The organism is Curtobacterium sp. MCPF17_050, from assembly GCF_003224435.2.
Classification (GTDB): Bacteria; Actinomycetota; Actinomycetes; order Actinomycetales; family Microbacteriaceae; genus Curtobacterium.
On the sequence record NZ_CP126250.1, the window covers coordinates 359,230 to 373,140 of the forward strand.

Here is a 13,911-nt window from a genome sequence, read left to right on the forward strand (position 1 = left end):
AGCCTCTCCCGTTGCTCGGCAGGCCCGGAAAACCGGGCGAGTCGACGGGAAACCCCGGGACCGGCTGGTAGGTTCATCACCGGTTCCACGGGCCCTCGGCCCGCCGGGCCTGCAGCACGGGACAACCGTCCCGGGCATCCGGGCGTCCGCGTCCGACCCATACGCAAGAAGTCCGAGGAGGACATCCAATGGCTGACAAGTCACTGAACCGCACCGAGCTCGTCGCTGCCGTCGCCGCCGAGTCCGGCCAGAGCCAGGCCACCGTCAACGGCGTCGTCGACGCGCTCTTCGCCGTCGTCGGCAAGTCCGTCGCGGACGACACCAAGGTCACGATCCCGGGCTGGATCGCCTTCGAGAAGACCCACCGCGCCGCGCGCACCGGTCGCAACCCGCAGACGGGTGAGGCCATCGAGATCGCCGCGAGCGACTCGGTCAAGGTCAGCGCCGGCAGCAAGCTCAAGGCGTCGGTCAAGTAAGACCCCGCAAGCTCCACGGAAGGGACGGCGTCCGCGCCGTCCCTTCCGTCGTTCCCACAGCAGGCCGGCGTGGTCGTCGGCGTGCCCGGGGCAGCGCCTAGGCTTGACGGGTGAACCGCATCGCGCGCATCGCCGGCCCCGGCGTCCTGTTGCTCGTGGCGTTCGTGTCCCTGCTCGTGGCGCTCGTCGTCGGTGGTGGAGCCGATGCCGCGCTCATCGCCGACCCCGGCGCCGTCGTCCGCTTCGGACTGCCGCTCGCGCGCATGCTGGTCGACCTCTCGGCGGCCGCGACCATCGGCGGACTCGCGCTCGCCACGATCGGCCTGTCCCGCACCGCGCCTGAGTGGGACCGCGCGATCGACGTCGCCGCCGGGGCAGCCGGTGTCTGGACCGTCACCGCGGCCGTCACCACGTTCTTCACCTACCTCAGCGTCGCGGGCGGGGCCGTCAGCCTCGACGCCGGCTTCGGGCAGTCGATGGGCGTGTTCCTCACGGGCACCGACCTCGGGCTCGCCTGGCTGACCACCGTGCTCGTCGCGGCGGTCGTCACGGTGCTGTGCTTCGCGGTGCGGTCCCGGGGGATGGTCGCGCTCACCACGGCCGTCTCGCTGATCGGCCTCGTCCCGCTCACGCAGCAGGGCCACGCAGCCGGTACCGCGAGCCACGACGCAGCGGTCACCGCGCTCGGCCTGCACCTCGTCGGGGCAGCGCTCTGGGTCGGCGGACTCGTCATGCTCGTGCTCGTCCGCGACGTCCTGCCCGGCGCGCGCCTGGCCGCCGTGGTCGGTCGGTACTCCAGCGTCGCCCTCGGGTGCTTCGTGCTCGTCGCCGTCTCGGGTGTCGTCTCCGCCCAGATCCGGATCGGGGCGTTCGACGAACTCGGCAGCCCGTACGGCGTCCTGGTGCTCGTCAAGGTGGGCGCCATCGTCGCGATGGGGGTCATCGGGGCGGTGCACCGTCGCCGGGCGATCGCGTCGCTCACGACCAGCCCGACGCGCGTCCGGCCGTTCTGGACGCTCGTGGTCGTCGAGCTCGCCGTGATGGGGGTCGCGTCCGGGTTCGCCGCCGCCCTGGGCCGGACCGCGACCCCGGCCGGGCAGCTCGCACTGAGCAAGACCAGCGACCCGACCCCGGCCGAGATCCTGACCGACGACCCGCTCCCGGCCGCACCCGGCACGTGGGGGTGGCTGACGAACTGGAACGTCGACCTCTTCTGGCTCATGGCAGCGGTGCTGCTCGTCGCCGCGTACGCCGCCGGGGTCGTCCGCCTGCGCCGGCAGGGCCGCGCCTGGCCCGTCCGCCGGTCCGTCGCCGCCGGCATCGCGATCGTGGCACTCGTCGTCGCGACCTCCGGTGCGCTCCACACCTACGACCGCTTCCTGGTCTCCGCGAACGTCGGCGCCCACGTGCTGCTCGGCCTCGTCGTGCCCGCGCTCGTCTGGGCGGCAGCGCCCGTTGAGCTCATCCGTGCGGCCGTGCTGCCGCGGGAGGACGACAGCGCCGGCGTCCGCGAGTGGACCACCGTCCTCGTCGACAACGCCGTCGTCCGCTACCTCGTCCAGCCGTTCCCGGCGTTCGTGCTGCTCGCCGGCATCTGGTGGGGCCTCTACGCCACCGACGTGCTCCGCTGGTCCGTCAGCGACGCGACGGGCCGCACCGTCGTGGACCTCGTGTTCCTGGTCGTCGGCCTCCTCGCGCTGCCCACGCTCCTCACGCCGGTCGCCATCGGTGCCCGCCGTCCGTCGACCGCGGCGTTCCTGGTGCGCGGCGCCGGAGCCGTCGTGGTCGCCGCGGGCACGGTGTCGCTCGGGATCGCCATGCAGGGGCCGCTCGGGCTGCTGCAGGCGTCCTGGTTCGGGGCGATGGGCCGGACCTGGGGACCGGACCCGCTCGTCGACCAGGCGCGGGGCGGTGCCGTGCTCATCGTCGCCGGGGTGCTCGTGGTGGTGGCCGTGGTGGTGGTCGGACTCGTGCGCCTCCGCCGCACGCAGCAGGCCGGCGGGGACGCCCTGGCGGGACCGGACACGGGCCTCCCGACCGTGGCACCGGTCCCGAGCGGGTCGAGCGCTCCGTGAGCGTCGAGCTCTCCGCGGAGCAGCGCGCCGTCTTCGAGTACATCGAGTCGACCCGCGACCACGTCTTCATCACCGGCCGCGCCGGCACCGGCAAGTCGACGCTGCTCAACCACCTGTCGTGGAACACCGAGAAGCAGGTCGTGATCTGCGCGCCCACCGGGGTCGCTGCGCTGAACGTCGGCGGACAGACCATCCACTCGCTGTTCCGCCTGCCGATCGGCCTGATCGCCGACGCCGAGCTGCGGCAGGGGCCCGACACCCGCAAGCTCCTCAACACCATCGACACCCTGGTCATCGACGAGGTCTCGATGGTGAACGCGGACCTGCTCGACGCCATGGACCGGTCGTTGCGCAAGGCCCGCGGACGCCAGTCCGAGGCGTTCGGCGGCGTGCAGGTCGTCATGTTCGGCGACCCGTACCAGCTGCCGCCGGTGCCCGGCGACGGCGACGAGCGCGCCTACTTCACCGACCACTACCGGTCGATGTGGTTCTTCGACGCGAAGGTGTGGCTCGAGGCCGAACTGCACATCATCGAGCTCGCGACGGTGCACCGCCAGCGCGACGACGCCTTCGCCGCCATGCTCACGGCCGTCCGCCACGGCCGCGTCACCGCCGACGTCGCGGGGCAGCTCAACGCCGCCGGCGCCCGTCCGGCCCCGGACGACGCCATCACCCTCGCCACGCGGAACGACACCGTGGCGCGGATCAACAAGGCCGCTCTCGAACGGCTGCCCGGCAAGCTGAAGACCGCCAGGGCCGACGTCAACGGCGACTTCGGCGGGCGGAACTTCCCCGCGGACGAAGCGCTCGAACTCAAGCCGGGCGCGCACGTCATGTTCCTCCGGAACGACCCGGACCAGCGCTGGGTGAACGGCACGCTCGGCATCGTGCGGAGCATCCGGGACACGGTCTGGGTCAGCGTCGACGGCGAGGACTTCGAGGTGCAGCCCTCGGTGTGGGAGAAGTTCAAGTACTCCTACGACCCGGACAAGAAGGAACTGAAGAAGGACACCGTGGGGGAGTTCCAGCAGTTCCCCCTCCGGCTCGCCTGGGCGGTCACGATCCACAAGTCGCAGGGCAGCACCTACGACCGTGCGGTGGTGGACCTCGGCAACCGGGTGTTCAGCGCGGGCCAGACCTACGTGGCGCTGTCGCGGTTGACGTCACTCGACGGGCTGTACCTGACGCGCCCCCTCCGCCCGGCGGACATCATCGTCGACCTGGACGTGCGGCGGTTCATGTCCGAGTCACCCCGCGTCGTCGCGACCCAGCTCGAGGCGCCGAAGCCCGCCGGGACGCCGGAGTCCGACGCCTCCTGAACGACGACGCCCGCCTGCCGGATCGGCAGACGGGCGTCGTCGTGGAGGTGCGGGTCAGGCGCGGGCCGCACGCAGCGCGCGGAGGTTCTCCTTGTCGGCACCCAGCGCGGTGAGGACCAGGACGACGCCGACGATCGCGTGGAAGACGTTGTCCGTCGTGTTCAGCGCGAGGACGTTCGCCGAGGTGGCCGAGAACACGAAGCCGTAGACGGCGAGCACGAGCAGCACGACACCGATGACCAGGTTCACCGCACGGGACCCGACCGTGTTGCCGAGGCCCACGATGAAGAACGCGGCGGCCAGGAGCGCCCAGATCGCGCACAGCGCGGGGTTCAGCATGAAGGAGTTCCAGAGGAACCCACCCTCGCGGCTGAAGAACTGTCCACCGTTGTCCTGGGCGAAGAAGAAGCCCAGGAAGCCCCAGATCGCGAACAACGTGCCGGCGGTCATCGCCAGTGCGCGGTTCGGCGAGGCGGTGATGCCCGGTTCCTTGATGGCCACTTCGGTCTCCTCTTCCTGCGCGACGATCGCGCTGTCCGGCTGCCCGCCACCGCGACCTGTGTCACGCTGTCCGGAGGCGTGCTGTCCGGACACCTGTCGCAGGAGGGCCGTGGCCCCGCTCCGGAGGCCGGTGCTCCCAGCTCCCGACGGGCGCTGCAACGGTATCGTGTCGGACCCCGACCGACCGAATCGCTTCCCGCCCAGCAGGCGGACGGCGAGACCGACGACGATGACTCCGAGGAGGACGATGCCCGTGATCCGGACCCCCGAGCGCACCGCGCCGGAGTCCCGCGACGACGGACGTGGACCGAGCGTGTCCCGGAGGTTCCGGTGGGCGCTGCTCGCGGCTCTGGGGTTCGTGATCGTGCCTTCCGTCTACGCGGTCGCGGTGTTGACGCCGACGGGGCAGCGGATCGAGGACGCCGCACTCGGCGGTGTCCGCGAGTCCGACCTGTTCGGGTCGGACACCGCCCTCAACGTCATCTCGGTCCCGGTGATCCTGCTGTTGGTCGTCGTGATCGCCGCCGTCGCGTTCGCACGCAGGCGGCTCGCCGTGGGGCTCGGAGCGGGCTTCGTGGTGCTCGCGTCCGCGGCCACCTCGACGTTGCTCAAGCGTATCGCCGAGCGCCCGGAGATCGCCCAGTCACCCACGCCCAACTCGTTCCCGTCCGGGCACGCGACCATCGCCCTCGCCGCGCTCTTCGCCGTGCTCATGGTCACGCCGCGACGTCTCCGGCCGGTGGTCCTGGTCGTCGGAGCGGTGTACGCCGTCTTCGTGGCGAACCAGACGGTGGTGTACGGCTGGCACCGGGTGAGCGACATCATCGGTGCGTGTGCGGTCGCCCTGTTCTGGCTCGGTCTCGTCCGGGCGGTCGGGCCGGCCGTCGACCGGGGCACGCGGGGGGACCGTGACGGGCATCGCGGCCCGCGCCGGGTCGTCACGGTCGTGCTGCTGCTCGCGGTCGCCGCGACGGTCCTCGTCGGGGTGGTCGCCCTGCTCGTGGGGACGACCGGTGGCGACCACGGGGCGATGCTCCTCGCCGGGCGCATGGCCTCGTCGGCGGGTGTCCTCGCCGTCATCACCGCGGTGTGGCTGGCGGACGGGATGCACACCGTGCCGCGCACGACCCGTCCGGACGGGCCGGCCGTCCGCGTCTGACGCGACCGGTGCCTCCTGGCCGTCGCCGCCCGCGCCTGGCGGGGATGCCCGCCCGCGCCTGGCGGGAACGCCCGCCCGCGCCTGGCGGGAATGCCGTGACGTGCGCTACGTTGTACCCATCAGTTCGATGCAAACGCATAGAACGGTACGGAAGCCAGCACACGACGGAGGCGGCGCATCATGCAGTTCGGGATCTTCACGGTCAGTGACGTCACGACCGACCCCACCACGGGAACCACGCCGGACGACACCCAGCGCGTCCGGGACATCCTGACCATCGCGCAGCACGCGGACCAGGCCGGTCTCGACGTCTTCGCGACCGGCGAGCACCACAACCCGCCGTTCGTCGCGTCGAGCCCCACGACGATGCTCGGCTACCTCGCCGGCGTCACGAAGGACATCACCCTCTCGACGTCGACCACGCTCGTGACGACGAACGACCCGGTGCGGATCGCCGAGGAGTACGCGATGCTCCAGGTCATCTCCGACGGCCGCATGGACCTCATGATGGGCCGCGGCAACACCGGCCCCGTCTACCCCTGGTTCGGCAAGGACATCCGGCAGGGCCTCAACCTGGCGGTCGAGAACTACGCGCTCATCCGCCAGCTCTGGGAGAACGAGGTCGTCGACTGGCAGGGGCAGTTCCGCACACCGCTGCAGGGCTTCACCTCGACGCCGCGTCCGCTCGACGGCGTGGCGCCCTTCGTCTGGCACGGGTCGATCCGCACCCCGGAGATCGCCGAGCAGGCCGCCTACTACGGCGACGGTTTCTTCCACAACAACATCTTCTGGCCCATCCAGCACACCGAGCAGATGGTCGGGCTGTACCGCCAGCGCTACGAGCACCACGGTCACGGGCGCGCGGACCAGGCGATCGTCGGCCTCGGCGGGCAGTTCTTCGCCCGGAAGAACTCGCAGGACGCCTGGGACGAGTTCCGTCCCTACTTCGACAACGCCCCGGTGTACGGCCACGGCCCCTCGATGGAGGACTTCACCGCGCAGACGCCGCTCACCGTCGGCTCGCCGCAGCAGGTCATCGATCGGTACGCGACCATGAAGGACCACGTCGGGCACTACCAGCGCCAGCTCTTCCTGATCGACCACGCGGGCCTGCCGCTCAAGACGGTGCTCGAGCAGATCGACATCCTGGCCGAGGACATCGTCCCGGAGCTCCGCCGCATCAACGAGGCCGACCGCCCCGAGCACGTGCCGGCGAACCCGCCGACGCACCTCGAGCGGGTGGCGGCCGCCCAGGCGGCCGGAACCGCCGGTGCCGATCACGTCGCAGCGCTCGACGAGTGGACCGGCGCCTCGGTCTGATCGGTCCGGGGACGACCTGACGGCCGGGAGGCCCGGTGTCAGCTGGCACCGGGCCTCCCGTCCGTCGTGTGCTCGCGCGGACGGCGCCACGGCCCTGCCGCGGCTCAGCGGGTGGTGTCCGCCGCCCGCTCCGGCCGCGCCGTCCGCCGAGCCGAGCCGCGCGGCGGGGCCGGACGCGCGGGCACGAGCTTGAGGCCCACGACGCAGCCGACGATGCCCGCGATGAAGACCACGCGCAGGACGGTGACCGGTTCGGCGCCGGTCGCCATGCCCCACAGGACGGTGAGGGCCGCGCCGGTGCCGGTCCACACCGCGTATGCGGTGCTGATCGGGATGTGCCGGAGCACGTACCCGAAGGCACCCAGGCTCAGGACGATCGTGACCGCGAAGACGAGCGTCGGGCCGAGCCGGGTGAACCCGTCGCTCTCGCCGAGGGCGGTGGCCCAGACGGTCTCGAACGCGGCGCTGACGAACAGGACGACCCAGGCCATCAGCTCACGACCTTGAGTCCGACGACGCACGCGACCAGGCCGAGGACGAGCGCGATCCGGGCGACGGACGCGGCCTCCTGCCGACGGGCGATCGCGACGAGGACGGTCAGCGACGCCCCGATGCCGACCCAGACGGCGTAGGCGGTGCCGACCGGGATCTCCTTCATGGCGAACGCGAGCCCGACCATGCTCAGGGCCATGCCGGCGACGAAGACGATCGTCGGCACCACCCGCTTGAACCCGTTCGACGCGCCGAGCGCGGTGGCCCAGACGGCCTCGAGCACGCCCGACAGCACCAGGACGACCCACGCCATGTGCTCCTCCGATCCGAAGTCGTACGAGTGTGCGACTTCACGACCCCCAGTTCTAGCACGAAGTCGTACGACTGTGCGAACATTGCCGGATGGCGCGCAGCATCGACCTCGGGGAACGCCGTCGGACCGTCTCCGAGGCCGCCCACCGGGTCCTGGCCCGTGACGGCCTGGGCGCACTGTCCGTCCGGAACGTCGCCGCCGAGGCCGGACTGCCGCCGAGCACCGTCCGGTACGCGTTCCCGACCCAGGCGAGCGTCCGCGAGCACGCCATCGCGTTGGTCTTCGACCGCACGCGCGAGCGCATCGCCGCCATCCCTGACGACCTGCCGGTCCGGGACCGCGTGCGCGCCGTGCTCGTCGAACTGCTGCCGCTCGACGCCGAGCGGGTGGTCGAACTCGACGTCTACCTGGCGCTCGGGAACGCCGCGCTCACCGACCGGGAGCTCCGGCCGACGCTCGACCGCGTCGTCGCCGAGATGCGGGAGTGGTGCGAGCGCGTCCTCACGATGCTCGGCGTGCCCGAGGAGGACCGCGAGTACGAGGCGCAGCGGCTGCACGCCCTCATCGACGGCCTCGCGATGCACGTCGCCCGGCTCGAGCCCGGCGCGGCGGGGGACCGGGCGATCACCGTCCTCGACCGGCACGTGGACGGACTCACGACGACACGCTGACCGCACTGCCGCGCCGCCGCGCCGCCGCGCCGGGGTCGGCCGCTGTGGATGAGAGGTCGCCGCCGTCGGGTAGGGCACGGGCCTGCCGGTCGGGGTCCTCGGCGCCCGGTACGCCTATCCTGTCCGGGTGACGAGCACCCGCGCCCGCCCCGTCACGACGCGCTCCCGCAGCCTCACCGGTCCCGGTCTGGTGCTCGCCGCCGTCGTGGCGCTCCTCGCCGTCCGCATCGTCTCCCCGGCGGTCGGCACCGCGGGGCTGCCGGACGTGCTGCAGGACTTCCTGACGCTCGCGATCAGCGTCGTCGTCGAGTCCCTGCCGTTCGTCGTGCTCGGCATCGTCCTGTCGATCGTCGTCGAGGTGTGGGTCCCGCACGGCGTCCTCGAGCGCATCCTGCCGGCCCGGCCGATCCCGCGCCGAGCCGTGATCTCCCTGATCGGCATGCTCTTCCCGGTGTGCGAGTGCGGCAACGTCCCGCTCGCGCGCGGTCTCATGCTCCGCGGGTTCACCCCGGCCGAGGCGGTCACGTTCCTCGTCGCGGCACCCATCCTCAACCCGCTCGTCATCATCAGCACCGCGCAGGCGTTCGGGTGGTCCGGGTGGATCCTCCCCGCCCGGATCGTCGGCGGCTTCGTCGTCGCGAACCTCGTCGGCTGGATCGTCGCCGCACACCGCCGACCCGCCGACCTGCTCCTCCCCGCGTTCGAGGCCCGGTGCCGCGCGGCCGTCGGTGCCCCACCGGTGCGCGACAAGTGGCGGGAGAGCGCGTCGCACTTCGGTGGCGAGACCGCGACGATGATGCCGGCCCTGTTCGTCGGTGCGGGCCTGGCGGCGGCGATCCAGGTCGCGGTGCCGCGGAGCACCCTCGTCGCGGTGGGGGCGAACCCGGTGCTGTCGGTGCTGGCGATGATCCTCCTCGCGATGACCGTGTCGCTCTGTTCCAACGTGGACGCCTTCTTCGCGCTGTCCTTCGCGTCGACGTTCCTGCCGGGGTCGATCACCGCGTTCCTCATCATCGGGCCGATCATCGACGTCAAGATGATCGCCCTCCTCCGCACGACGTTCCGGGCACGCTTCCTGGTGCTGCTCGCCGTCGTCTGTGTCCTGTTCGCCGCGACCGTCGGGTTGGTGATGAATGTCCTCGTCTGAGCGCACCGTGCTGCGCCGCACCCTGCTCGGTCTCGGGTCGGTGCTGGCCGTGGCCGTCGGCACCCTGTGGCTCGGCATCGCCGACCACCTCGACCTGTACATCAACCCCCGCTACGCCACCTTCACCCTCGTGCTCGCCGCCGTCGCCGTGCCCGCGTCGATCGCGGGGCTCGTCGTGGTCGCCCGCCACGGCGCCCACGCGCACGACGGTGACCCGGAACCGCGGCCGGCCGAGGGCGGGCGCCTGCTGCACGTGGTGCTCGGGTCCGTCGCGGCGCTCGTCACGATCGGCACCGTCGTGGCGATGCTCGTCCTGCCGCCGACCACCCTCTCCGCCCGGACCGCCCAGCAGCGGAGCGTCGGGTCGGCCTCGCTGTCCGACGCGACGGGTGCCGGTGCGCCGGTGACGCTCCTGGGCAGCGAGTCCGTCGACACGTCCGAGTACGGCGTGAAGGACTGGGCGGCGCTCATCCGGCAGACGACCGACACGACCGCGCTCGTCGGCCGCAAGCTCACCCTGACCGGGTTCGTCGTCCCGGGGTCCGACGGGTCGTTCACGCTCACACGCTTCGTGGTCAGCTGCTGCGCCGTCGACGCCCAGCCGGTCGGCATCGGCGTGACGACCGACGACGCCTCCCCGCAGGAGGGCGAGTGGGTCCGGGTCGAGGGTGCCCTCGCCGCGAACCCGGACACCGCCTCGGACGCCCGCCTCGTCATCCGCGCGGCCCGGGTCAGCCCGGTCGAGCAGCCCTCGGACCCGTATGAGTACTGAGTCCCGTCCGCGTCGCCCGGTCGCGCACCGCTTCCGTCGCCGCTTCGTCGCCACGGTCCTGGTGCTCGCCGTCGTCGCCGCGCTCGCCGCCGTGGTGGGGACGCAGCAGGGGCCCCGGCTGCGGTCGGTGTCCTACGACGCCGGCGACCTCGTCACCCGACCGGCGCAGCGGGTCATCCTCACCGCGAACCAGGCCGTGCAGCAGGTGCCCGCGTCCGCCGTGCGCGTCCGCCCCGCGGCACCGTTCTCGGTCACGTCGAGCGGCAACACCGTCGCCGTCGAGTTCGCCGGACCGCTCGCCTACGACCGCGAGTACACGCTCACCGTCCGCGGGGTGCGGGCACCCGGACAGGCTGCGACGTCGGAACTGCGCACGACGATCCGCACCGGGAGCACGGACGTCCTGGCCGTGGTGCCGGGGACGGACGGCGGTCCGGACAGCATCGTCCGCCGGGGCCTCGGCGCCGCGGGCTCGCGGACCGTGTACCGCGCGCAGGGCATCACGGAGTACGCCGTCCTGGCCCGCTCCCTCGTCGTGCTCCGGGACGACCGGGACGGCGGGTCCGCCATCGACATCGTGCCGCTCGCGGGCGGGGTGCAGGACGACGCCGTGCCCGTCGAACGCCTGTCGATGCCGAGTTCCCGCGGCTCCGCGAAGGCCCTGCACGCGGCCGACGACGGCTCCTCGTTCGGGTTCGTGTACGCCGACACGTCCTCCGGGCGCTCCGAGGACGTCGGCCTGTACGTCGTCGACCTCACCGGCACGCACCAGCCCGAACCCGTCGCCGCCGACGGCACCCCGACGGCCGGGGCGACCCCGATCTCCGTGGCACAGTGGGCGTACGTGCCCCGGACCGCGAGCGCCCTCGTCCGGACCGGCGCCGACGACCTCGTGCTCGTCGACATGAGCGGTTGGAACGACGCCGTCCGGCTGGGGTCGGCGACCTACCTGCACGGCTTCGTCGGCTCCGGCACGACCGCCGTGGTCGAGACCGGCAACGGGATCGTCCAGCTCGACCTGACCGACGGCGAGCGGACGGACCTGCCGGCACCGGCGGCCAGCACCGACTCGGCGTACCTCGGGCGGATCGCCCCGATCGCGGAGGACGTCTACCTGCGGGTGGTGGGCTCGGTCCGCGAGGACGGGACCCTGGCCGCGCGCATCCTGCGGGTGGACGGGGCACGGGCCTCCCGGCTCGCGGTGACCGTGCCCGACGACGCGAGCATCACCGCGGTCTGCCCGTCGCCGAACGGGCAGTTCGTCGCCGTGGCGACGCAGTCGTCCGACGGTGCGCTCGTCAGCGTGGTCGATGCCACCTCGGGCGCGCTCGAGGCCTCGTTGGCCGGGACCGCGATCGACTGGTGCAGCGCGCTGCCGACGGGCGACGAGGTCGGCTGAGGCACCGGCACCGGCACCGGCACCGGCACCGGCCGACCGGTCAGTGCCGCAGCGTCTGCCGCGGGTACTCGCCGAACCGGTTCAGGTACTCGCCGGAGAACCGCCCCATGTGGCTGAACCCCCACCGCGAGGCGATCTCCGCGACCGAGGCCGACCCCGGCTCGGCCGCCAGCAGGTCCGCCCGGACGTGCCGCAGGCGGACCTCGCGCAGGTAGTTCATCGGGGTGCGGTCGAGCGTCCGCTGGAACGACTCCTGCAGTGCCCGGACGCTCAGGTCGGCGGCGCGGGCGATGTCCGACACGCTGAGGGGCTCGCCGGCGTGCTCGTGCAGGAACTCCACCGCGGCGCGGAGTCGGGCGTTGCGGCGCTCGCCGTACCCGTCCGGCTGCGTCTCGCCCTGGAACCGGTACAGCCCGAACAGGGACCGCGCGACGTCGCGCTGCGCCTCGTGCCACGCGAGCGACGAGGGGCCGTCGACCCGGAGCGAGCGGACGGCGGCGGCGACGGAGCCGCGCCAGACCTCGATGGCCGCGGCCGTCGGTGGCGTCCGGCGGTCGAACGCGAGGGTGCCGTCGACCAGGAACTGCTCGGCGGCCACGTCGAGCACGAGGTCCCGGCGCAGGTGGACGAGGCGCTGGTCCCAGTCCTCGTACTCCATCTCGAAGCGCTGCTCGACCGGGAAGAGGGTCGGGACGCCCGGCTGCATGCGGACCTCGTCCCGGCCGACGTCCACCCGGGCGCGACCGGCGTCGATCCACTGCACGACGACCTCGCCCTCGACGGCGACGTCGCCGCGGAGGTGGCCGTGCATCTGGGAGCGACGGATGCTCATCCGGTCGTCACCGACGCCGACGTACTTGTACCAGTAGTCACGGTCGATCGGCGAGGAGTACCAGGCGCGCCCGGCGTACATGCCGGCGAGGTCCTGGATCGCGCCACCCGTGTCGGTCCCCGACACCGCGACGATGGCGGCGGCGGGCGCCGGGGTCTCCGGAGTCGTCATGCTCTCACCTTCTCCCGGAGCGGCGTCCGGATGCGAGTCGCCCGGCGCGGTGTGCCCCGGTGGACGGCGTTCCGTGGACCTTCGGGGGCGGGTACGGAGGTTCCGGTCAGGATCGCGACGGGGTCGGAGCCGGACGGGAGGCCCGTCACCAGCAGGTGGCGGGCCTCCCGTCCGGTGCGTCCCGGCCGGCGACCGCCGGGCGGGAGGGACGACGTCGTCAGGCGAGCGTGGCGGCGTCGATGACGAAGCGGTAGCGGACGTCCGAGCTCAGGACGCGCTCGTAGGCCTCGTTCACCTGGTCGGCGCTGATGAGCTCGGTCTCCGGCAGGATGCCGTGCTCGGCGCAGAAGTCCAGCATCTCCTGGGTCTCGCGGATGCCGCCGATGGACGAGCCCGCCCAGCTGCGGCGGCCCGGGAGCAGCGCGAACGCCGGGACCTCGAGGGGCTCGGACGGCGCACCGACGTTGACCATCGTGCCGTCGACCTTGAGCAGGCTCAGGTGTGCGGCCATGTCGATCTTCGCCGAGACGGTGTTGATGATGAGGTCGAACGAGCCGCGCAGCTCCTCGAACGTCTCCGGGTCCTTCGTCGCGTAGTGGGCCTTCGCGCCGAACTTCAGCGAGTCCTCCTTCTTGGAGGTCGTCTGCGACAGGACGGTGACCTCGGCACCCAGGGCGGCGGCGATCTTGACGCCCATGTGGCCGAGTCCGCCGAGGCCGACGACCGCGACCTGCATGCCGGGTCCGGCGTTCCAGTGGTGCAGCGGCGAGTACAGCGTGATGCCGGCGCAGAGCAGCGGCGCGACCCGTTCGATGTCGAGCGACTCGGGGACGCGGAGGACGAAGTCCTGGTCGACGACGACGGCCTGCGAGTAGCCGCCCTGCGTGATGGTGCCGTCGGCACGGTCGACCGAGGCGTAGGTGCCGGTGTTGCCCTGCAGGCAGTACTGCTCCTGGCCGGCGAGGCACTGCTCGCACTCGCGGCAGGAGTTCACCATGCAGCCGACGCCGACGAGGTCGCCGACGCGGTACTTCGTGACGTCGGAGCCGACCTCGGAGACGTGGCCGACGATCTCGTGACCGACGACCTGCGGGTACTCGATGCCGCCCCACTCGCCGCGGACGGTGTGGATGTCGGAGTGGCAGATGCCGGCGTAGTCGATGTCGATCATGACGTCGCCGGGCAGGAGGTCGCGGCGCTCGATGGTGGTCTTGACGAGCGGTTCGGTCGCGGACGGTGCCGCGTACGCGTTGACGGTGCGCAA

At 72.3% G+C, this 13,911-nt stretch carries 14 protein-coding genes; 9 read left to right on the plus strand and 5 right to left on the minus strand.

Translation table 11 applies throughout. The annotated features are described in order from the left end of the window. Nucleotides 1–188 precede the first annotated feature (188 nt). From DEJ34_RS01775 to DEJ34_RS01785, 3 genes are all read left to right on the plus strand, one after another. Nucleotides 189–476 (plus strand): HU family DNA-binding protein, encoded by a 288-nt coding sequence (locus DEJ34_RS01775; RefSeq protein WP_110823157.1) that lies wholly within the window; start codon nt 189–191, stop codon nt 474–476. A gap of 110 nt (nt 477–586) precedes the next feature. After that, nucleotides 587–2,551 carry a bifunctional copper resistance protein CopD/cytochrome c oxidase assembly protein gene (locus tag DEJ34_RS01780; protein WP_110901986.1) on the plus strand — a complete coding sequence of 655 codons (1,965 nt, stop codon included), beginning with the start codon at nt 587–589 and terminating at the stop codon, nt 2,549–2,551. Continuing rightward, nucleotides 2,548–3,870 (plus strand): ATP-dependent DNA helicase, encoded by a 1,323-nt coding sequence (locus DEJ34_RS01785; protein WP_110823161.1) that lies wholly within the window; start codon nt 2,548–2,550, stop codon nt 3,868–3,870. The genes DEJ34_RS01780 and DEJ34_RS01785 overlap by 4 nt, the downstream gene beginning before the upstream one ends. Nucleotides 3,871–3,924: 54 nt before the next feature. Here the strand turns inward: DEJ34_RS01785 and DEJ34_RS01790 are convergent, their stop codons facing one another. After that, nucleotides 3,925–4,371: a DUF4383 domain-containing protein gene (locus DEJ34_RS01790; protein ID WP_146234198.1), complete on the minus strand. Its 447-nt coding sequence runs from the start codon at nt 4,369–4,371 to the stop codon at nt 3,925–3,927. Nucleotides 4,372–4,618: 247 nt separating this feature from the next. On the opposite strand from DEJ34_RS01790, the gene DEJ34_RS01795 reads away from it, so the two are divergent. Both DEJ34_RS01795 and DEJ34_RS01800 read left to right on the plus strand, forming a co-directional pair. Next, entirely contained in the window at nt 4,619–5,530 is a 912-nt protein-coding gene (locus DEJ34_RS01795; protein WP_181420404.1) for a phosphatase PAP2 family protein, read from the plus strand. Nucleotides 5,531–5,710: 180 nt separating this feature from the next. Beyond that, a complete protein-coding gene (locus tag DEJ34_RS01800; protein ID WP_110823167.1) occupies nt 5,711–6,850 on the plus strand; it encodes a CE1758 family FMN-dependent luciferase-like monooxygenase in 1,140 nt (379 codons plus the stop codon). A gap of 104 nt (nt 6,851–6,954) precedes the next feature. Here DEJ34_RS01800 and DEJ34_RS01805 read toward each other — a convergent pair whose 3' ends face one another. Together DEJ34_RS01805 and DEJ34_RS01810 are read right to left on the minus strand one after the other, a co-directional pair. Further along, the gene (locus DEJ34_RS01805) at nt 6,955–7,341 is read right to left on the minus strand and encodes a DMT family transporter (RefSeq protein ID WP_110890626.1); all 387 of its coding nucleotides are present in this window, start codon (nt 7,339–7,341) and stop codon (nt 6,955–6,957) included. After that, nucleotides 7,341–7,655: a DMT family transporter gene (locus tag DEJ34_RS01810; protein ID WP_110823171.1), complete on the minus strand. Its 315-nt coding sequence runs from the start codon at nt 7,653–7,655 to the stop codon at nt 7,341–7,343. The genes DEJ34_RS01805 and DEJ34_RS01810 overlap by 1 nt, the downstream gene beginning before the upstream one ends. 89 nt (nt 7,656–7,744) lie before the next feature. Between DEJ34_RS01810 and DEJ34_RS01815 the strand changes: the two genes are divergently transcribed. The 4 genes from DEJ34_RS01815 to DEJ34_RS01830 all read left to right on the plus strand — a co-directional run bounded on the left by DEJ34_RS01815 (nt 7,745) and on the right by DEJ34_RS01830 (nt 11,644). Further along, nucleotides 7,745–8,326: a TetR/AcrR family transcriptional regulator gene (locus DEJ34_RS01815; RefSeq protein WP_110823173.1), complete on the plus strand. Its 582-nt coding sequence runs from the start codon at nt 7,745–7,747 to the stop codon at nt 8,324–8,326. A gap of 127 nt (nt 8,327–8,453) precedes the next feature. Continuing rightward, nucleotides 8,454–9,473 carry a permease gene (locus DEJ34_RS01820; protein ID WP_181422232.1) on the plus strand — a complete coding sequence of 340 codons (1,020 nt, stop codon included), beginning with the start codon at nt 8,454–8,456 and terminating at the stop codon, nt 9,471–9,473. Beyond that, entirely contained in the window at nt 9,460–10,245 is a 786-nt protein-coding gene (locus tag DEJ34_RS01825; RefSeq protein WP_110823175.1) for a TIGR03943 family putative permease subunit, read from the plus strand. The genes DEJ34_RS01820 and DEJ34_RS01825 overlap by 14 nt, the downstream gene beginning before the upstream one ends. After that, on the plus strand, nt 10,235–11,644 hold the full coding sequence (locus DEJ34_RS01830) for a hypothetical protein (RefSeq protein WP_110911203.1): 1,410 nt from the start codon (nt 10,235–10,237) through the stop codon (nt 11,642–11,644). The genes DEJ34_RS01825 and DEJ34_RS01830 overlap by 11 nt, the downstream gene beginning before the upstream one ends. A gap of 40 nt (nt 11,645–11,684) precedes the next feature. Here the strand turns inward: DEJ34_RS01830 and DEJ34_RS01835 are convergent, their stop codons facing one another. After that, complete coding sequence (locus tag DEJ34_RS01835) at nt 11,685–12,647, minus strand: helix-turn-helix transcriptional regulator (RefSeq protein ID WP_110823179.1); 963 nt, start codon at nt 12,645–12,647, stop codon at nt 11,685–11,687. A 217-nt stretch (nt 12,648–12,864) separates the two neighbouring features. Next, nucleotides 12,865–13,911: an NAD(P)-dependent alcohol dehydrogenase gene (locus tag DEJ34_RS01840; protein WP_110911202.1), complete on the minus strand. Its 1,047-nt coding sequence runs from the start codon at nt 13,909–13,911 to the stop codon at nt 12,865–12,867.